Here is a 20596-nt window from a genome sequence, read left to right as displayed (position 1 = left end):
TTTTAAAATGCAGGGGAAGCTTCCCATATCTTTCCCTGCTTTTATTTTTTTAATCTCTAATAATCTGTATTATGAAAAAATTATTTTTATTTTCTGTTGTATTGCTTTCACAGGCCGCTTCTGCGCAGTCTCTGGTATGGAGCAATTCTTTTGATACCCCTGCTGACCTTCAGGGATGGACTACCCATGATCTGAACAATAATGGAAATGGATGGGTTCAGGGACAGAACATCTATTTTAACGGGACCAATGCCCTTACTTATGGAACTGCAGGAGTTCTCCGGTATTCAGTAAGCCTGGTTCCAACCGGAAATGTTACTGGTTTTGCTACTGAAAACGACTGGATTATTTCGCCGCCGATTGATTTGCAGGGCGCATCAGGAACAATCAGTCTCGCTGCTTATATCGGAAGACAGAGAACCACCCATTTCAATGTAGGGCGTGATCTTTTTATTTATGTAAGCACCCCTCAGAAACCGGTTCCGGAATTGGCCGACTTCCAAGCTATGACAGTAGATGCAGGAGGAAATGATATTCCAAGTCCTTACAGCGTTATTGCAGGAACTGTAGCTAACCCTTTTCCTAATGATCTGACTCAGTTCAACGAAAGTATTGTTGATATTTCAGCCTTTGCGGGTAAAAAGATCTATATCGGAATATGGTCTAACAGAAAGCCAAGCGGTAATAATCTCCAGAATATCAACATCGATGAAATGGCGATTTATGCTTCCACATTTTTAGGCACAAAAGATATAAAGAAGAAAGAAAATTTAACGAAAATCGAGGAAAATCCTGTAAAGGAATTCCTTCAGCTACAATTAAATCCAAGTTTTAAAGAAAATATGACGGCGGTTTCTATTTATAATGTGGCCGGTCAGAAAGTACTTTCAGCTCAATACAGCAGATCGATCAATGTAGCATCATTGCAGTCCGGAATGTACATTGCTGAAGTGTCTGACGGAAAAACAACGGAAAAACTGAAGTTTATCAAAAAATAACCATAACGTTTATACACCGGCCTTCAGAGTATTCTGCAGGAATTAACCATGAAAACTTAATAGATCAAACAGGTTTAAAGCTTCCCCGCAAAACCGTTTGATCATAAACATATCCAACTTAGTTTTTTTTATAATTATTATGTTGTCCCGTACTTTCACCGGGCGGGACAATATTTTCTGAGTTAGATTTTTTAATTTAAAATAATATAAATGAATAAGTTCATTGCACTCGTATTTTTTACATTACTTATTTCCTGTTCAGACAGCAGCGTCATGCAGCCGTTTGATAAATCACAGAAGCCCGCTGAGGTGAATATTAAAGGATATTCCAAGCCGGATGTTATCCAGCTGAGACTGAACGGGACACCCGTATCTATTGACGGAAACACTTCTTATACCAATAAAATAGAGACCAGACTTGATTTCGTTCTGGATGAAGGAGAAGCAAACAGTCTTGGAATCTACAATAATGAAACGGGTGCCGAAATTGCCCATTACAATATCACTTACGACAATGTCAGTGATTATAAAACCCTGAATTTTTTTAACCTTCCGGGGATTTTTCTTCAGGCATCCGCTGTTAAACCGCAGATCAACCTGGGAAAAGTAGGCTTTGAATTTATTTTCCCCAATCTGGGTGAATACTCTGGGAGTTCACTTTCCAATGTGAAAGGGATTCTGAAAAGAGAAAACGGAGCAGTGCTTGCAGAATTTGCCGATATCGGAAAGAAGAATTTTACTGAAGTGAAGATCTATAATTTTTTCAGTAATACAGCCCCTGTCTATCTTGAACTGTATAAACCGGATAGCTCTGTGCCATATACCGGATCTGAAATTATTAAAGTAAAAATAAAACAGGATATGGGAGCCAATCTTATCATTCTTCAGGAAAAAATGGAAAATGGTGCTCTCACTGTTAAAGGTGAGATTGATGTGGCAGATTATCTGTAATGATAGGCAATTTTATGAAGAAACATTTTAATTTTCTACTGCTGCTCGCGATAATTTCTATCTTGTTCTTATCATGTAATCGTAATGATGATGAGGGCGTTCCACGTTTCCCGGAGGGAAGCAGGGAATTTCTAAACCAATGGGTGCAGGACAGCATGAAAAGATACTATTACTGGGCAGACCAGATGCCTGCCAAACCGGATTACCAGCTACCGGTGAAAGATTTTTTTAAGAGCCTTTTATCATCACAGGATAGGTTCTCATTTGCTGTAGACAGCAAGGATCCCTCTTCCTATCCTCGTTCTGTCCGGAATATGTATGGCTTTGATTATGCCGTCATACAGCTGGTTAATGGAAGTGTTGTAACTACTGTAAAACTTGTCATGAAAAACTCCCCGGCATTCAATTCCGGCCTGGAAAGAGGAATGATGATCACGAAGATCAACGGTACAACGATTAGCGCGGCTAATGCAGAAGAATTGACATCATCAATTAAAGACCAGACGGTCATAGAATTAACGGTTGGAAAGTGGGAAAATGACACTGTTGTGAATGAAAAAAACATCACAGTCTATTACGGGTATTCCTTTGAGCAGCCTCTGGAATCTAAAATATTTGAAAAAAATGGAAAAAAGACAGGATATCTTTACATTTATGATTTTCCGGACGGAATGACTCCTGCTCTGAGTCAGAAATTTGCAGCATTCAAAGCAGCCGGAATACAGGAGCTTATCATCGATATCCGGTATAATTACGGAGGATCTGTCGCTTCAGCAGCGGCACTGTGCTCATTGATTCCTTCCGGAATTTCCTCTTCCTCACCATTTATTATCTACAAAGGAAACAAAAACGGAGGTGAAGTCAAACGAACATTTGCCCAGCAGATCAGTTATGATTCTAATGCTCTTGATTTCAATACCCTGCGTGCGAATGCTTTGGGATTAAGTAAAGTTTATATTCTTACCTCAACCAGTACGGCATCTGCTTCAGAGATTGTGATTAATAATCTTAAACCTTATATGCAGGTCATTCAGGTGGGCGGTGTGACATTGGGCAAAGATATGGCCGGATTCATTGTGGAGGATAAAAGAAAGCCCAAAAAGATCTCGTGGCAGCTTCATCCGGTTATTTATAAGGTTTTCAATGCGAGTGGAGAAGGAGCTTACAGCAATGGAATTCCTCCGCAGATTGCAGCCGGTGAATATTCTTCGCTGCCACTGCTTCCTCTCGGAGATCCTGAAGAAACCTTGATTTTATCCGCGCTGAATAATATTTATTCAAAATCAGCAGGCAAGAATGCTTTGGACCAAAGTGTTAAGATTTTATTTCAGAGTGATACGCCTTCTGCAGCCATCGGAAAGTGACCATTTTCAAATTTTAATATATAAACCAACAGCCATGCAGGGAATAGAACCAAAATTTCACAGCAGCATTACAGATCGTATGGAATATTACCGTGGTCTGTTGAAAAAAGCAGCCGGGGATCCAGATATCCAGCCTTCCGATATGATTTCGAAGGTCTCGGAATTAAGTGAATTATATGAAGATTATCTGGCTCAAAAGAAACAACTGGAAAGGAGCATAAAAAATTACAGGCAGTATCACAATGATCTGCGAAAACAGCTGACTGTGAGGGTCCGGGAATTGAAAAGAAAGGTAAAACAGAGATGATTTTAACAGAATACTCATTAAAGTTTGCCTGTCTACAGTAAATAATAAAACCATTGCCAGAACAATGGTTTATTATTTAACCTGAATTCGGGATAAGGATTAAACTAACGCAAAGATAAACAAAGCTTTAAAAAGCATTCATTGGTTTTTTTTAAGATAAATAAAAGCCGTTTCACTTATTGGTAAGTAATACAGGAAAATGTATTGGTCTTACTTTGCTGAATGAAATACTCTTGTTTTTCTTATTAACATGCCAGAGAATCTACTTTGTTTGCCTTTGCGTTAGTTTAATCCTTATCCCGAGCTCAGGTCATTTAATATCGAAGAAATATATTATAGAAACTGTATCACTTTCCAGTATCTTGAGCCTTTTTAATCCTCTCCTCAATCACTCTCCAATCATAAAAATGAAAAACCCTGCCATTGCTCATGGCGACAAATACTCCTTTTGGAAAACTCGGTCCCAAATTCACATTCGTTACTTCCGAACCGTCACTTTCACTGGTGGAAACAGGAATTTCAGCAATTCTTCCCTTGGCGGGATCTTCTCTCAGATACACGTTAAAAGTATTTTTCTGCTGGTTGGAAACCAGAATATATCCTGTTTTTTCTGAAGTAGGGTAGATAGAAATTCCTTCCACATCAGATTTAAAATCACCTTTTCCAAAAACCAGAAGCCCTTCGTTTCCTTTAGCCGGATCTGCATAATACTGATGCACCCCGAACTGCTCATCAGAATAATAAATGTAGCCCATTTCGTCATCTACGACAATACTTTCAATCTCTTTCAGACCACTATATTTTCCAAACTTGCGGATGACTTCACCTGTTATTTTTCCTTCTTTTTCAGAAAGCTTATACTGCCAAAGATAACCGTCAGCCGGGCCGGATTTTCTTCCCACAACAACATGTATTTCTCCTGATACAGGGTTCCGGTACATAGAAATTCCCATCGGATCGCGTTCCGTTTCACCTTCAAATACCGTAAATTTACCTACTTCTTTCAGATCAGGAAGGCTGTAAAGCTTTATCGTATTGGTTTCCCTTTCCGTAACAGCAGCAATATCTGTTTTTCTTCCGCTCAGCATAAAGCCGTACTCAATATCTACATTATTTGGCCGTTTTAATCCTAAAACTTTATTGACGATTTTTCCATTCAGGTCAAAAGCGTACAGTCCGCCGTCAGTATCCTTATCTGTGCCGATAATAATACTTTTGGAAGCATCCGCAGGATTGATCCAGATGGCAGGATCATCCGTGTCATGCATCACGGTTTCTGTAATAACAGAGGGTTTTATATTTTTTCCTAAATTTTGCGTGCTGCAGCTTACCACGAAAGGTAAAACTGATATCACTATAATAAATGGTAACTTTTTCATACGTTTAAAAATCAAATTTCAATCCTAAAGTGAATCTCGGCTTGTAATATTCCACCTGTGCAGTTCTGCTTTGGATTCCCTGGTAATATCGTAACGGTTGGTTCGTCAGATTATTGGCTTCGGCAAAAACTCTGAGCTGGCTTGTTATTTTATACGACGCATTTGCATCAAGGAACACCTGTTTGTCATAATAACGGTCTTCAAATGATTTTCCACCCAGCTCATCAATATAATCAGATGCGTAATTCATAGAAACCCTTGCCGAGAAACGTTTATTTTCCCACGAAAGAGATCCGTTGAACATATGCGGGGCAGCTCCCGGAAGCCCTACATCTGTTCTTTCCACACCATCTTCATTTGTGATTCCTTTCGCTTTTGATTTGGTGTACGTATAATTGACATATACTCCAAGACCTTTCCAGAATGCTCCCGGAATAAAGTCGAGCTGACGTTGAAGAGCCACTTCAAAACCGTAAATATCTACATTGTCCCCATTACGCTGCTGTGTAAATCTCCAGTTATTTTCTCCTGCAGGAATAGGATTGGATTGTCCTGCAAAATCATTCGAAAAATCACCCGATGTATAATTTCTTCTCGAATAGGTATAAATAAAATCCTTAAGGTTCTTATAAAAAACACCTCCCGAAAGAATACCCACAGATTTAAAGTATTTCTCCGCCATAAAATCGAAATTATAAGCATACGTCGCCTTTAAATCCGGATTCCCTGCCGCAATGGTCTCATCCCCTGAAATAACGTTAAGATAGGGAACCAGTGAATAATAATTCGGACGGGCCAAAGCTGTTGTAAATGCCGCACGCAATATAAGATCCTGAACAGGAACATATTTGAAAGATAAATTCGGAAGTACATTGGTATAGGTATTCGTACGGTTGATCTTTCCTGCCAGATCTTCCTCATCCAGTACATAATTTCCGGTATAATCAATTTTTGTGGTTTCAATACGGGCTCCTGCAATCATTGAGAATGTATCGCTGAAATCCTGGTCCCATCGGATATATCCGGCATAGATATTTTCTTTTGCAGTATAATTGCTGGAAAGGAATTCTTCCGGTTTCAGCTCACCTGTAAATAAATTAGAATTAAAAAGATCCAGGCCACCGATGTATGAAGGATTTACGAAAGTTCCAGGAACATAATTTCCCGGCTGGAAGTTTTGACCATCAAAATGAACTGTAGGAACAGATAGCAGGCTTCCCATATCATTCAAAGGCTCAAAAGCATAATAATCATTGTTCCGTTCTTTTTCCTTTAAACGGAGGCGTAAACCTGCACGAAGCCTGCCTTTCTGGTTTTCGATCACTGAAAACGGAAAACGAATATTGACCTTTGCTCCAAATTCTTTTTCCTGTGTAAAACTGTTGGAATCTGAAAGGTCACTTAATTCGTAAACGCCTAAATTGTCAGCAGAAAGGGGAGTGATCATCGGTCTTTCCGGATTGCTGAGATCTGAAGAGAAATTCATTTTTCCGTTCTCAAACTCTATATAACGTTCATGAGGTTTCTTTTCACTGGCCGTTGCATAGTTCATGGACCAGTCAAGATCAATCTTCGAGCCCAGAAGATGTTCTCCTCTCAAGGCATAGTTTTGTACCTTCTGTCTTTCCAGACGTGTATTGTCATTATCTGCATCTCCACCTTTATTCTGCCTTGTAATGCTGCCTTTCCAGCTTGTAATTTCCGTTTCATCATCATTATAGACCGGCTTTACTTTATAGCCTAAAGCAAACCTGTTCTCTTTGTCAGTTCTGAAATTATACATAGCAGAAGCATAGATCTTGTTTTTGGAGTTGAATTCATAATCCATATTCAGATCAAAGCTATGTCTTATGCGGTGCTCATTATAATAACGGACTCCCATTTTGCTGATGTAAACAGTCTGTGCAGCATCATCTGCAATGCTCCATGTCGGTTCGATATTATCTGAGCCAAAATTGTTATTGTTATAGGAAAAACTGAAAACGGCACCTAGTTTTTTATTCAAAAAACGGTTTCCATACACGAATCCTGCTGTATAATTGCCCTTTTCACGGATCGGATTGTAACCGCCTGCCAGAGTTGCGGAAATTCTCTGTCCGTTAGGGGAAGCCCTCGTGATAAGGTTTACAGAACCACCGATAGCATCAGCATCCATATCCGGAGTCAGGGTTTTATTCACTTCAATAGTAGAGATCATATCGGAAGGAATCAGGTCCATCTGAACATTCCGGTTATCACCTTCGGCAGATGGAATTCTGTCACCGTTCAGCGTAACAGAATTAAGGTTGGGCGCCAGACCTCTGATGATAAGATTTCGGGCTTCCCCTTGGTCATTCTGTATCGTAATTCCGGGAACACGTTTCAAAGCATCACCAATATTGGCATCAGGAAAACGTCCGATCTGGTCGGATGAGATTACATTGGTGATATTGGCATTGTTTTTCTGCTTGTTTAATGCTCTCGCCTGGTTTTTTAGGGTGGATCCGCTCACGACCACTTCTGCAATCGTTGTCTCTTTTCTCGCAAAAATGATATTCTGCTTTGTATTTTTGTCAGACTCAACCGTTACATTATATTCGCTGGTTCCATAGCCCAGATAATCTACTGTCATGGTATAGTTTCCTGCAGGAACATTTAGGAAAACAAAGTTACCATGATCGTCCGAAGTTGTATAGATATTTCCCGGAGCCAGGGAGATTTTGGCACCCGGCAGAGATAATTGAGAATCATCATTGATATTTCCGGAAACAGTACCGGTTTGTGCATAGAAAAAAATGGATGCACACAATAAAACGGAGGTAAAAATTTTCTTCACTTTTAACTGTATTAGGTCTGAACAAAATTAAACGTCTGTTTGGGAAATAACCGGAAATGTAGATTACGATTGTTTTAAGAATTTATGAACAGTTGATACATAGTAAGGTCAGTAAGGTCAGAAATGGCCTACAATAATATCATTAGATATTTTTAAATCTAAGAGCTGTATCAAAAGCATTGTAATGATCTTTTGACACAGCTCTTTATTTTATTTTTGCTCTATTGTTGGAATGTTGCTTATGACCAGCCATTCTCCATGTTCAAAAACACAGGTAATATGCGATGAGAACCGGAGCACGGGACTTTCCAGAAAAACCTGTGCGTATGCAATATTGTTTTTTCGTTCCAGGGAATGATAAGTAACGGTTCTGGGCTTTCCACCAAAAACTTTGTCACGGACCAGCCGGATATATTCTTCCTTAGAAATAACGAAAATTCCAGGCTGATTAAAAAATCCGTCCTGTATGTTTTGGTAGTTTTGATGAAGAACCTGTTCTAAAAGTGTAGTATCATTAGTATCACCACCTTTGATAAACTTTTCTATAGCTTGTCTGATCTCTTTCATAATTAATTTAAATAATTAAAAATTGCGGTTTCCAATAATCCTGCTTTCTCTGAAATCCGATCCGAAGCTGCTGTGCTTTCCAAAGGGAAATAACTGATATCAGTGATGCCAAGGTGATTTAAAATACTGGTTAAATGAGTCTCAAGAGGATTCATGCCTCCGGGTAACGAGTGAATGCCACCCATGACCGAAATGAGATGTGCTTTCTTACCTGAAAGCAGTCCTTTGATACCATTGTCATAGGTAAATGTTTTATTAGTCCTGATCACAAGGTCAAAATAAGCTTTCAATGAAGAAGGGATTCCATAATTGTACATGGGGCAGGTAATCAGAATCTCACTGCTTTTGTAAAGCTCATCAATCAATCTGTCGGATAGGAGAAGATCTTCGGTATAAAGATTTTCATTCGAAAATGCATCAAAAGTCTGTTGGGTGAGGTGAGGGGTCATTTTTTTGGCAGTATCTCTTTCGATAACCGATCCGTCCGGATGTTTCAGGATCCACTGTTTTACAAAATAATCACCCATACGGCGTGAATAGGAATCTTTAAGCCTAAGGCTGCTGTCGATTCGGAGAAGTGTGTTCATACTTTTTTTCTTTAAAGACACACCTGATTTTTAAAACGTGACAAAAGATGGTTAGAAAGTTGAGAATTTAGTCTTAAACTAATTAATTCTTTTCAGTTTTTCAGGATCTACAATAGAATAAATTTCCCGGATCAGTCCATACTCATTGATATCCAGAATATGACAGTTATAAATACGGCCTCCCTGCCAGAAGCACAAAGCAGGCTGATGATTGAAAACATTAAAAGTAAAATTTTTTCCTGAAAGAAACTGCTGTTGTACATAAGCGAGAAGGGATGCCGTTGCCGGTTTGCCGGTTTCTACAGCTTTGATAACACGGATACGTTTTCCGCCGTCTGCGGAAAGCTTGATTTCATCTACCAGAAGTTCTTCGATCCTGGAAATATTTCCTTCACTCAATGCCTTCTGATATCTGTGGAGTATATCGGTATCCATGGAATTTGCAGTATCAGGAGCGTATTTTATATTCTGCAGCTGTTTTCCGGCGCGGCTCAGCAGCTGCCGTGAATTATCAATGGAAATATCCAGGGTTTCAGCGATTTCCTGGTGTGAATAGTCGAAAGCTTCTTTTAAAATATATACAGCTCTTTCTTTGGCATTCAGCTTTTCTAGAAGGACAAGGAGTGTGTAACGTGCCGTTTGCTCCTTGATCAGTTTATTCTCTGCATTTTCAAACGACAGTGGCTCCGGAAGCCATTCACCGTAAATCATTTTTTTACTGTGCCTGTTTTTAAAATTGATAGCGTGGTTAACTGTACTTTTAATCAGATAGTTAACCTCGTTTCTAATTCCCGATTTATCTAAAGAAATATATTTTTCTATCACATCCTGTACAAGATCCTGTGAATCTTCATAAGAACCTGTGATGTTGTAAGCATAGGTAAGCAGTTTGCTGTAATTTTCCTGCATGATATTTCTTTTGAAGACAAACTTAATGAATAAAACGTGACAGTTCTTTTCAGAAATGTTAGATTTTTTAATGAAATAAACTCTTACGGTCAAATATTTGGAACTTTTTTGGCAATTTGCAGTCCTGAATGAAAACAGATCTGAAATAGATTCATTAAAATTAAAGATATGAATGAAGTATTTTCTAAAGAATTAATTGAGCTGGCTGAAAAAGATCTGTCGGTTAGAGAGAAACTGGCTTCTGAGGGAAAGCTTTCCAACGACTATCATCCGGAAATGGAACAGATTCACAGACAAAATGCGGAAAAGCTTCGGGAAATCATCAGGAAGATAGGCTTTCCTACGATCTCAAAAGTGGGGGATAGGGCCAGCGAGGCTGCATGGCTTGTTGTTCAGCATTCTATTGGTGAGCCTGCATTTATGAAAGAATGTTATAAAATGATGATTGAAAACAGACGTGATATAAATCCTTTAAACATTGCTTATCTGCACGACAGAATACAGGTTTTTCAGAGCAAACCACAAAAATACGGGACACAACTTACTGAAGAAAGAGTACCATATCCGGTAGAAAGTAAAAATAAACTGAATGAAGAACGGCTGAAAGTCAATTTGAAACCTTTTTCTCAGGAAGAAATTAATAAGATTCCGGATATAGAAAAGATTGCTGAGATAGATGCAAAACATGTTGGTTATACGGAATGGAGAATAAAAATGGGATGGATATTGGTCCTTAAATAGATTCTTATTTAAAAAATTATACCATGGGATTTAATATTTTTTGCAAAGAGCTGAAAAATATTTTGTCAGTTTTAAAAAACTTTATATATTTGCACCACTGAAAACGACGGGTGTAACCGTTATTCAGGAGAGATGGCAGAGTGGTCGATTGCGATAGTCTTGAAAACTATTGACTGTAACAGGTCCGGGGGTTCGAATCCCTCTCTCTCCGCTGGTTGAGAAACTAAAATAAGCTAAAACGCTGTAAACATCAATGTTTACAGCGTTTTTTTTATTGTTAACGTGCCACTACGATTGCCTTAATTAATCATTTGTATATTTGCATAGTAAAATCAATAAAGATCATATTGGAGTTTTTAAATAGGTTTGAAAGATAATTTTGAATATTCCAATTTTTGCTTTTATTCGAAAGACAAACGCCTCACCCAACGATCGGACTAATGGATAACTTTAAATCTTTTATAAATAGACTTTCAACTGTTTCAGCTGAAAGCTGGAAAAACTTTTCTGCGTTGTTCACTCCTAGAATCCTGAAAAAGGGCGATTATTTTATTAAGGAAGGCGAGATTGCCAATGAAATTGGTTTTCTGGAAATAGGAATCCTTAGGGCATTCTATAGAAATAATGAAGGTGTTGAATATAATAAACATTTTTTTCTGTCAAATTGTTTTATTGGTGGATATGCATCCCTGATTACTAATAAATCAAGTCCAATCAATCAACAGGCTCTTACTAACTGTAATCTGTTAGTGGCCAATTTTAAAAATATACAAAATCTCTATGGTACGTCTCCCGACATTGAACGATTGGCGCGTATTTTAGCAGAACAGCTTTTTATACAGAAAGAAAAACGGGAAATCGAAATAGTCCTATTGGATGCAGAAAAGCGGTATCATATTTTCCAGAAAGACTTTCCGTTATTAGAACAGCAAATTCCACAATATCATATTGCTTCCTATCTTGGTGTAACTCCTACACAGCTCAGCCGTATAAGAAGAAAAATTTTAAGTAAGTAATTTCTTTACCTATGTAAATGGAATTTAGCAATTGATTGTCCATATTTGCACAGTAAATATTGAACATTGTAAAAATGAAGAGACTGTTTTCTTTCTATTGACTGTATTTTTTTACTAATCCCATGCTCAATTGGAGAATAATATCCAAGGTGGATGTTTAGAAATGAGTCGACAGGAATGGACATTGAATTTTAGCTCAGACTGATTCTCGCCAATTTTTGACAACCGTTAGTGTAATGCTGTTGACAATGAATGCTACTTCTCTTTTTCATCCTTAATGATTTTGATAGCAAAAAAACGTTGGAATTGTAATATTCTGATGAGAATATATCTGGATATCAATATTTTGAGTGTGTATTAATTTGAAAGTAAAGACATTACTGTAGAACAAAAATCTCTTTGAAGATTTAACGAAAGGCTTAAAATAAATAAAATGAGAACTACAAATAACACCATACTCATTACAGGTGGTTCCTCTGGTGTCGGGCTGGCTCTGGCAAAACGTTTTCTATTGTTGGAAAACAAGGTTATTATTACAGGAAAAGACTCAGGCGAACTTGAGGTCGTAAAAAAGAATTTTCCTGAAATGATCGTACTTGTCGGAGATCTAACTGAGCAAAATTCGATAGATGAATTGGTTTCCATTATTGAGCAGGAATATCCGGAAATAAATATATTGGTCAACAGTGCTGCTGTTCAGTACAATTATGATATTTTGGATGAACCAAACTTTCTTAGTAAAGCCGATCATGAAATTTCTTTAAACTTTAGTGTGCCATTAAAACTGACCGGATCACTATTGCCTACATTGCTAAAGAACAAAAACAGTGCAATTGTAAACGTCAGTATGGATCAGTTAATCGTTCCAAAGAGCTCTGCTGCGGTCTATTGTGCTACAAAAGCAGGGGTTCAAAGTTTTAACAATTCTCTAAAGCTTCAGTTAGAAGGTACACAGGTTAAAGTTTTTGAAATCATTTCCACATTGATTAACACGCCTATGACAGTGGGGAGTGATAAATCATTGATGGAACCTGACAAGCTAGTAGATAAATTTATCTCAGATTTTTACAATAATTGAAATAAAAACTATTTTGCCAGATACAATTGCTAATTCATTACTCCAATTTTTTCTGATATTTAAGTAATAGCCTCATAAAACTACGATATATCGTAGTTTTATTTTATTTGGTATGTGTTTAAATATTTGAATTACAATGTTTTGTATTTCTAGTGTGCTTCTTGTAGTTAATTTTTATGAATTTAATTATCAATCAAAAATAATCTACAACAATGAGTACACTAAAATTAAAAGACGGAACAGAAATTTTTTACAAAGATTTTGGAACAGGACAGCCTGTTGTATTTCACCATGGATGGCCTTTATCATCTGATGACTGGGATGCCCAGATCATGTTCTTCCTGCAAAAAGGATATCGGGTAATCGCCTTCGACAGAAGAGGACACGGACGTTCAGGTCAGACCACTGCCGGACACGAGATGGAAACTTATGCCGCGGATGTTGCTGAACTGACAGAATATCTGGATTTAAAAGACGCGATCCACGTAGGACACTCAACCGGTGGAGGTGAGGTGATTCGTTACGTAAACAAATATGGCAAAGACAGAGTTGCCAAAGCGGTTTTAATCAGTGCTGTTCCGCCTGTGATGGTGAAAAGTGAAAATAATCCTGATGGAGTTCCTATGGAGGTTTTCGACGACATCAGAAACCAAACTCTTACCAACAGACAGCAGTTTTATATCGATTTGACGATTCCTTTTTACGGATACAACAGAGAAGGTGCTGTGATAAAAGAAGGGGTGCAGAGAAATTGGTGGAGACAGGGAATGATGGGAAGTATCCTTGCCCATTATGAATGTGTAAAAGCATTCTCAGAAACTGATTTTACAGAAGATTTAAAGTCTGTTGATATTCCTGTTTTAGTATTACACGGAGAAGATGACCAGATTGTGCCTTATCAGAATGCGGGTGTAAAATCTGCCAAATTGCTGAAAAACGGCACATTGATTACTTATCCGGGATTCCCCCACGGAATGCCAACTACGGAAGCAGAAACCATTAATAATGATATACTGGCATTTATAAAAAAGTAAGCTTTTTATTGGGTGTGAAATAGTAATTTATTCTAATTCAGAAAGTTTTTATGGAAAATTCAAATACAAAACAACCGGCATTTAATCCTGAAGATTTTTCAATTGTACCGGCTCGCAGTTTCGATGAACTGGCAGTAGGCGAGATATTCAGAGCTCCAAGCAGAACATTGACAGATGCTCATGCTTCAGCTTTTCAAACCGTATCATGTGACAACCATCCCATACATTATGATGCAGAATATGCCAAAAGACAGGGGCATGAGGCACCAGTAGTTCATGGTTTACAGGTTTTGGCCTTTACTGCGCCAGGGGCAACCTTGCTGCCGCATTATTTCGGGAAGGTTTTCATCAGCTTTTTGGAACTCTCATGTAATTTCCTGAAGGAGGTCCATTCCGGAGATACCTTATATTCTTCACTCACGATTACGGATTTGAGTCCGCAGGGAGATAAAGGGATTGTGACGACAAAAGTAATGGTATACAACCAGAAATCAGAACTTGTGCTGGAAGGTCAGCATAAATACTTATTGAAGCGATAAATTACAACCTATTACAACAGTTAATAGCTGATGTTCTTTTTTCAAATCCTCTGCCTCATTTTTCCACAGGGGTTATCATCTCTTGAACATGGAGCAGCGGATTTGAAGAAATCTCTATCAATCATTACAATACTTATTCGTCAGATGTGATTTTTTAAATACATCCCTAAATACTTTATATTATGAAAATTAAACCAATGATCAGTGCGGCTATTGTATTAACCACATTATTCGTTTCGTGCAACACGAAAGATAAATCGGAAAAAAGCACTGAAAAAACAGCCACAGCAAGAGCTGAATATATCGAAGTTGAACCCAATGTAAAACTGCATGTTACCGATCTGGGTGAAGGAAAACCGGTTATTCTGATCCACGGCTATCCTTTGAGTGACGCTTCGTGGGAATATCAATACCATGCTCTGGTAAAAGAAGGGTATCGGGTAATCGGAATTACCCTGAGGGGTTTCGGACAGTCCGATAAACCTTATGGAAAATACAATTACGATCAATTTGCAGCCGATATCAAAGCTGTTCTTGATCAATTAGACATTAAGGATGCTACCCTGGGCGGACATTCCATGGGAGGTGCGATTGCCCTGCATTATGTAGCAAAATATAACAGTGCTCATGTAAGCAAATTGGCCTTGTTTTCGGCGGCAGCACCCTGCCATACTAAAAAAGCTGATTATCCTTATCCGTTTTTTACCAAAGAAGACATCTCCAAGTGGGTTGAATTAAACAATACAGACAGACCTGCATTATTAGCAGCCATCGGTGAAAAGTTTGTGTATTCCCCGACTTCTGTTTCTCCGGGAATTGGAGCCTGGCTGGGCAGTATCGAAATGCAGTCGTCCCCATATGCAATGGAACAGGCACTAATTGCTTTAAGAGATGAAGATCTGCGCGGCGATCTTCCAAAAATTAAAATCCCCACTTTAATTCTCCACGCGAAAGAAGACAAAATTGTGTCTTTTGCATTGGCGGAACAAATGCATAAAGCTATTTCAGGATCTCAATTGGTTCCTTTTGACAAAAGCGGGCACGCTTCATTCCTGGAAGAGAAAGATAAGTTTAATGCGGAATTCATCAAGTTTTTGAAACAATAAGTACGGTCAATACTTATTCCGCTTAACCCGAATAAATACATAATAACAAATAAATAAATTTTATGAAACCATCAACCAAACTACTTTCTCCGGATAATCATGCGCTTGTATTGATCGATTTTGAAGGTCAAATGGCATTCGCTACGAAAAGCATCTCAATGAATGAACTGCGTAATAATGTCGCTGTAGTCTGCGGGGCGTCCAAAATATTTAATGTACCGACAATTGTAACAACGGTAGCCGAAGAAAGCTTTTCAGGTCCGGTATTTCCTGAAATTGAAGAAGCATATCCTATGGCAACTTCAGGATACATTGACAGAACAACAATGAATACGTGGGAAGATGAAGCAGCTTATAAAGCAATTGTAGCCACTCAGAAACAGAAGTTGGTTTTCGCAGGATTATGGACCGGTGTATGCATCGTAGGGCCTGCCTTGTCTGCTCTTGAAGAAAACTATGATGTGTATGTTATTACTGATGCCTGTGGTGATATAAGTGATGAAGCCCACGAAAGAGCGATTCAGAGAATGATTCATGCAGGAGTAAAACCAATGACCTCCATCCAGTATATTTTAGAGCTTCAGAGAGATTGGGCACGTCAGGAAACCTATATTCCTGTGACTGATTTAATGAAAAAACATGGGGGTTCTTATGGATTGGGAATTCATTATGCTCATCATATGCTGAACCATTAATATTTATATAAAAATTTTCAATGTTGAGATCTGCACATTACATATGGTCTTTGAAAACCGTCATCTTTCTGCTCTTTTTATTTTCTGAAAACTTATCTGCCCAGAGTTTCAAGCTCCTGCGTTACGATGAGAATTATGAATATTTAAAAGATTCTTCAAATACTTTTTATAACAGGGTGAAATTTCTTCCCCTTAATGAAAAGAAAGATAGCTATCTGTCTTTTGGAGGCGAGGCACGCTATGAATATGTAGATTTCAACAATGAAGATTGGGGAAGACTGGATATAGGACACAACAACTTTTTTCTGCAGCGGTATGATCTTCACGCAGATATGCATTTGGGAGAAAATATCAGGGTGTTTTCACAGATCAGAAGTGCTTTACAGAACGGAAGAAAAAACGGATCAAGAGGTATTGATGAAGATCAGTTAAGCATTCAAAACCTTTTTATTGATGTTAACCTGATCAATAAAACAGCTCAGAAACTGACTTTCAGGCTGGGCCGTCAGGAACTTGATTATGGTTCGGGAAGATTAATCTCTGTAAGAGAAGGTCCCAATGCAAGACTTTCCTTTACCGGAGCTAAAATAATGTATTCCCATAAGAATGTTTTTGTAGATGCTTTTGCCATGATGGCAGATAGTATCAATGCAGGAATTTTTGATAATAAGATTTCAAAACAGCTCAATCTTTGGGGCGCTTATTCTAAAATAATTTTTCCGCGCGCAGGAAACCTTGATCTGTATTATATCGGAATACGAAGAGATGAATCCGTTTTTGAAGCTGGGACGGCAAAAGAAAAACGCCACACGATCGGAGGGAGATTTTGGAAATATGGCGGCGGATTGATCTATAATCTTGAAGCCGCATATCAGTTTGGAAGCTTTGGAGATCAGAGCATCAGTGCCTGGACAGGCTCCGTGGATATTGGCTATCTGTTTGAAAATGTAAGATTCAGACCCAGCATCAACCTGAGGAACGATTACATTTCCGGAGATCAATCGAAAGATGATGGAACGCTTCAGACATTTAATCCTCTCTATCCAAAAGGCGGGTATTTCGGCTTCAGCCCACAGATCGGACCGGTGAATCTTATAGATATTCATCCTTATGTAACACTGGACTTAAATTCTAAACTCAAAATGCAGATGGATGTTGTTTTCAACTGGCGGTATGCTCTTCAGGATGGGGTCTACAGGCCAAGTGGAGTACTCAATCGTTCAGGCAGCAGTTCTGATAAAAGATATATCGGAACAGCCTATTTAACCAATTTTACCTACAGTTTTAATCGTTATTTCTCTTTGGTGAGCGGAATTCAGTACTTCAGAAAAGGAGCTTTTATTGAAGATATTATTCCTAATGCTAAAAGTGGCGTCTTCTACAACATCCGGTTAGGATTCAAATTTTAATCATTACTAAAATCATTTATTATGCAAAATTCAATATCAAAATATTTTAATTGGTCCAAAGCGGTTTTTGCCGCATTGATTCTTACAAGTTCAGGAATCCAGTTCGTTTCAGCGCAGACATTAACTGAAACAAAAGCAGCGGTAGGAACCATCACTACGTGGGGGAAAGTAGACGGGGTTTCCGTTGTTGGTCTTGTACAGGGACCTTCTGCAGCAGTAGCTGACCTTCAGATTGCGTGCGTTTTCGAGTATACGGAAGGTGATATTTTCAACCCTCCCGCACTTCCTGCCGAACTGAACGGAATGGTTCACCTGGATGAAGCATTAAAAGGAATCATTACAGAAGTCAGAAAAAAAGGTCAGTTCAAAGGCTATGCTTTGGAGACATTACTGATAACGCCACCGAAAGGAAGTTTAGCCTCTAAGAAACTGTTACTGATAGGTTTGGGCGACAGAAATTCTTTCGATGCCGGATTAATGAAAAAAGTAGGAAGCGTTGCAATGAGAGAAGCTTTGAGGCTGAACGTAAAAACGGTTTCTTTTGCCAGCGATATTAAAGATGCCGGAATAGATTCTCCCACAGCTTTGGTTGCAGGAAATGTGGTTTTAGGAGCATTTGATGCCTACCGTACACAGTCGTATTTAAATACTCAGCATTTATCTGAAAAAATGGAGTTACAGAAACTGATATTGCTGGCAGGTCCGTCGTTTTTCAGTGTTGCAGGAGAGGGAATTAAAGAAGCTGTTTCAAAACTCAATGCCCAATAATTCCTATGAAAGCAGATCTTATTTTATATAACGGAAAGATTCACAGCTTCAGTAAAGAAATAACTGATATTTCAGCTGTTGTCATGAAGGAAGGTGAAATTATTGCTCTGGGAAATGATGGGTTGGTAGACCAGTTTGCAGATGCAGCTACAGAGATTATCGATCTTAAAAAGAAAAGAGTCGTCCCTGGAATTAATGATTCCCATATTCACCTGATCCGGGGAGGATTGAATTATAATCTTGAATTAAGATGGGATGGTGTTCCTTCGCTAGCCGACGCTCTCCGCATGCTTAAGGAGCAGGTTGATCGCACGCCTTCACCCCAATGGGTACGTGTTGTGGGCGGATGGTCAGAATTTCAGTTTGCGGAAAGAAGAATGCCTACGTTAGAAGAAATCAATGCGATTGCCCCGGAAACTCCTGTTTTTATCCTGCATTTATATGACAGGGCATTAATGAACAGGGCAGCACTAAAAGCAGTAGGGTTTACCAAAAATACCCCGGCACCTCCGGGTGGTCATATTGAAAGAGATTCAAATGGCGAACCGACAGGGCTTATTATTGCGACACCCAATGCAATGATTTTATATTCAACATTGGCAAAAGGTCCAAAATTATCCTACGAACATCAGGTAAATTCTACCAGACATTTTATGAAAGAACTGAACCGGTTTGGGATCACAAGTGTCATAGATGCAGGTGGTGGTTTTCAAAATTTCCCAGATGATTATCAGGTGGTCAATGAACTGAATGAAAATAAGCAGTTAACGGTAAGAATTGCCTATAATTTATTTACCCAAAAGCCAAAGAATGAGTTTGAAGATTTCAGCGAATGGATTGACACCGTAAAGCTTTATCAGGGTGATGATATGTACCGTCATAACGGAGCCGGGGAAATGCTGGTTTTCTCTGCCGCAGATTTCGAGGATTTTTTACAGCCGAGACCGGACCTTCCCGAAAATATGGAGGCTGATCTCGAAAAAGTAGTCCGCTTATTAATCGAAAACCGGTGGCCTTTCAGACTTCATGCTACTTATAATGAAAGTATCACAAGATTCTTAAATGTTTTCGAAAAGGTAAACCAGGATATTCCTTTCAACGGGCTTCCGTGGATTTTTGATCACGCTGAAACCATTGATGAAAGAAATATTGAAAGAGTAAAAATGCTCGGCGGCGGAATTGCCATCCAAAGCAGAATGGCTTACCAGGGAGAATACTTTACAGACCGTTACGGTTTAGCAGCGGCAGAAAATACTCCGCCCATAAAGAAAATGCTTGAAATGGAAGTGCCTGTTGGCGGTGGCTCAGACGCAACAAGAGTCAGTAGTTACAATCCCTGGGTGTCTATGTATTGGCTTACTGTGGGAAAAACGGTTGGCGGGCTTCAGCTGTATCACGAAACAAGGCTGGACAGAACAGTTGCCCTGGAATTGTATACCAAGGGAAGCGCATGGTTTTCTCAGGAACAGCAGAAAAAAGGAGATATCCGGGTAGGAATGTTTGCTGATCTGGCAGTGCTTGATAAAGATTATTTTACGATAGAAGATGAAGAAATCAAAAGTATAGAATCGGAAATGACTATTGTGAACGGTAAAATTGTCTATGCAAAAGGAGAGTTTTCATCATTCGCACCACCGTCCATCCCTGTTCTTCCGGACTGGTCACCGGTCAATTTGTACAATGGTTATTATCCTGTGGGCGGACATGTACAGAAAGATATTGAAAAAAATGCAAAAGCAGACTTAAAAGCACCTTTGACTTCACAGGTGCACAGCTGTGCCGGAAGCTGCGATATACATCAGCACAGCCATGATGCAGCAAGAATGAGTTCTGTCCCTGTTAATAATTACCATTCATTCTGGGGTGCTTTGGGATGCTCCTGTTTTGCCTTTTAAACATTGAAAATTATGGAAATTTTGAAACAGATCCTTGAGTCCGATTTAGGATCATCCTATAATGATTTTGCTTTTCTGATCTTCCGGGTACTCTTTGCCGTTCAGTTATTTAGAGTTCACGGACTGAAAAAGTTCAGGCTTGAAAACGGGCAGAAAGAAATCATTCCGAATCCTCTCGGACTTCCGGAAAAAATGAATGCTTTAGTAGCTTCATATGCCGATTTGGTTGTTCCTTTTTTAATCATTTTAGGTTTGGGAACCAGACTCGCGGTATTGCCTACAATTGGCGTAACAGCGATCGGCTATTTCATCGTTCACAGAAAAGATTCTCCCGAAGTGCGGGATTTACCTTATATGTACACCTTGTCTTTACTGTTAATTCTTGCTCTGGGTGCAGGAAAATATTCACTCGATTATTATTTATTAAATCTACTTTAA

Annotated in this window: 20 protein-coding genes and 1 tRNA gene; 16 read left to right on the top strand and 5 right to left on the bottom strand. The window is 38.8% G+C overall.

Going from position 1 to position 20596, the window contains the following annotated elements; translation table 11 throughout:
* The first annotated feature begins 71 nt into the window (after positions 1 to 71).
* From ACMGDK_RS04235 to ACMGDK_RS04220, 4 genes are all read left to right on the top strand, one after another.
* Positions 72 to 998, top strand: coding sequence for a T9SS type A sorting domain-containing protein (locus ACMGDK_RS04235; RefSeq protein ID WP_436806779.1), 927 nt, complete (start codon positions 72 to 74; stop codon positions 996 to 998).
* A gap of 210 nt (positions 999 to 1208) precedes the next feature.
* The gene (locus ACMGDK_RS04230; RefSeq protein ID WP_436806778.1) at positions 1209 to 1949 is read left to right on the top strand and encodes a hypothetical protein; all 741 of its coding nucleotides are present in this window, start codon (positions 1209 to 1211) and stop codon (positions 1947 to 1949) included.
* Positions 1950 to 1963: 14 nt separating this feature from the next.
* On the top strand, positions 1964 to 3313 hold the full coding sequence (locus ACMGDK_RS04225; protein ID WP_436806777.1) for a S41 family peptidase: 1350 nt from the start codon (positions 1964 to 1966) through the stop codon (positions 3311 to 3313).
* Between the two features lie 34 nt (positions 3314 to 3347).
* The gene (locus ACMGDK_RS04220) at positions 3348 to 3620 is read left to right on the top strand and encodes a hypothetical protein (protein ID WP_436806776.1); all 273 of its coding nucleotides are present in this window, start codon (positions 3348 to 3350) and stop codon (positions 3618 to 3620) included.
* 347 nt (positions 3621 to 3967) lie between these two features.
* Here the strand turns inward: ACMGDK_RS04220 and ACMGDK_RS04215 are convergent, their stop codons facing one another.
* The 5 genes from ACMGDK_RS04215 to ACMGDK_RS04195 form a co-directional block, all read right to left on the bottom strand.
* Entirely contained in the window at positions 3968 to 4999 is a 1032-nt protein-coding gene (locus ACMGDK_RS04215) for a phytase (RefSeq protein WP_436806775.1), read from the bottom strand.
* 4 nt (positions 5000 to 5003) lie between these two features.
* On the bottom strand, positions 5004 to 7814 hold the full coding sequence (locus ACMGDK_RS04210; RefSeq protein ID WP_436806774.1) for a TonB-dependent receptor: 2811 nt from the start codon (positions 7812 to 7814) through the stop codon (positions 5004 to 5006).
* 210 nt (positions 7815 to 8024) lie between these two features.
* Complete coding sequence (locus tag ACMGDK_RS04205) at positions 8025 to 8381, bottom strand: nuclear transport factor 2 family protein (protein ID WP_436806773.1); 357 nt, start codon at positions 8379 to 8381, stop codon at positions 8025 to 8027.
* 2 nt (positions 8382 to 8383) lie between these two features.
* Positions 8384 to 8968, bottom strand: coding sequence for an FMN-dependent NADH-azoreductase (locus ACMGDK_RS04200; protein WP_436806772.1), 585 nt, complete (start codon positions 8966 to 8968; stop codon positions 8384 to 8386).
* Between the two features lie 78 nt (positions 8969 to 9046).
* The gene (locus ACMGDK_RS04195; protein ID WP_436806771.1) at positions 9047 to 9877 is read right to left on the bottom strand and encodes a sigma-70 family RNA polymerase sigma factor; all 831 of its coding nucleotides are present in this window, start codon (positions 9875 to 9877) and stop codon (positions 9047 to 9049) included.
* A 168-nt stretch (positions 9878 to 10045) separates the two neighbouring features.
* Here ACMGDK_RS04195 and ACMGDK_RS04190 point away from each other — a divergent pair, with 168 nt between their 5' ends.
* From ACMGDK_RS04190 to ACMGDK_RS04135, 12 genes are all read left to right on the top strand, one after another.
* Positions 10046 to 10618: a DUF6624 domain-containing protein gene (locus ACMGDK_RS04190; RefSeq protein ID WP_436806770.1), complete on the top strand. Its 573-nt coding sequence runs from the start codon at positions 10046 to 10048 to the stop codon at positions 10616 to 10618.
* Positions 10619 to 10744: 126 nt separating this feature from the next.
* Positions 10745 to 10829 (top strand) — tRNA-Ser (locus ACMGDK_RS04185).
* A gap of 184 nt (positions 10830 to 11013) precedes the next feature.
* Positions 11014 to 11634, top strand: coding sequence for a Crp/Fnr family transcriptional regulator (locus ACMGDK_RS04180; RefSeq protein ID WP_436806769.1), 621 nt, complete (start codon positions 11014 to 11016; stop codon positions 11632 to 11634).
* A gap of 433 nt (positions 11635 to 12067) precedes the next feature.
* Entirely contained in the window at positions 12068 to 12712 is a 645-nt protein-coding gene (locus ACMGDK_RS04175; protein WP_436806768.1) for an SDR family oxidoreductase, read from the top strand.
* A 212-nt stretch (positions 12713 to 12924) separates the two neighbouring features.
* The gene (locus ACMGDK_RS04170; protein ID WP_436806767.1) at positions 12925 to 13746 is read left to right on the top strand and encodes an alpha/beta fold hydrolase; all 822 of its coding nucleotides are present in this window, start codon (positions 12925 to 12927) and stop codon (positions 13744 to 13746) included.
* Between the two features lie 50 nt (positions 13747 to 13796).
* A complete protein-coding gene (locus ACMGDK_RS04165) occupies positions 13797 to 14285 on the top strand; it encodes a MaoC family dehydratase (RefSeq protein WP_436806766.1) in 489 nt (162 codons plus the stop codon).
* 182 nt (positions 14286 to 14467) lie between these two features.
* Positions 14468 to 15391, top strand: coding sequence for an alpha/beta fold hydrolase (locus ACMGDK_RS04160; RefSeq protein ID WP_436806765.1), 924 nt, complete (start codon positions 14468 to 14470; stop codon positions 15389 to 15391).
* 62 nt (positions 15392 to 15453) lie between these two features.
* Entirely contained in the window at positions 15454 to 16086 is a 633-nt protein-coding gene (locus tag ACMGDK_RS04155) for a hydrolase (RefSeq protein ID WP_436806764.1), read from the top strand.
* A 20-nt stretch (positions 16087 to 16106) separates the two neighbouring features.
* The gene (locus tag ACMGDK_RS04150; RefSeq protein WP_436806763.1) at positions 16107 to 17495 is read left to right on the top strand and encodes an alginate export family protein; all 1389 of its coding nucleotides are present in this window, start codon (positions 16107 to 16109) and stop codon (positions 17493 to 17495) included.
* 21 nt (positions 17496 to 17516) lie between these two features.
* Positions 17517 to 18263, top strand: a complete 747-nt coding sequence (locus ACMGDK_RS04145; RefSeq protein WP_436806762.1) for a M17 family peptidase N-terminal domain-containing protein — start codon at positions 17517 to 17519, stop codon at positions 18261 to 18263.
* A 5-nt stretch (positions 18264 to 18268) separates the two neighbouring features.
* Complete coding sequence (locus tag ACMGDK_RS04140) at positions 18269 to 20158, top strand: amidohydrolase (protein WP_436806761.1); 1890 nt, start codon at positions 18269 to 18271, stop codon at positions 20156 to 20158.
* 12 nt (positions 20159 to 20170) lie between these two features.
* Positions 20171 to 20596, top strand: a complete 426-nt coding sequence (locus tag ACMGDK_RS04135) for a DoxX family protein (protein ID WP_436806760.1) — start codon at positions 20171 to 20173, stop codon at positions 20594 to 20596.

It is taken from the genome of Chryseobacterium hilariae, from assembly GCF_051400735.1.
Classification (GTDB): Bacteria; Bacteroidota; Bacteroidia; order Flavobacteriales; family Weeksellaceae; genus Chryseobacterium.
Note: the sequence above shows the minus strand (reverse complement) of the source record. Positions and strands in the feature narration are given on the sequence as shown.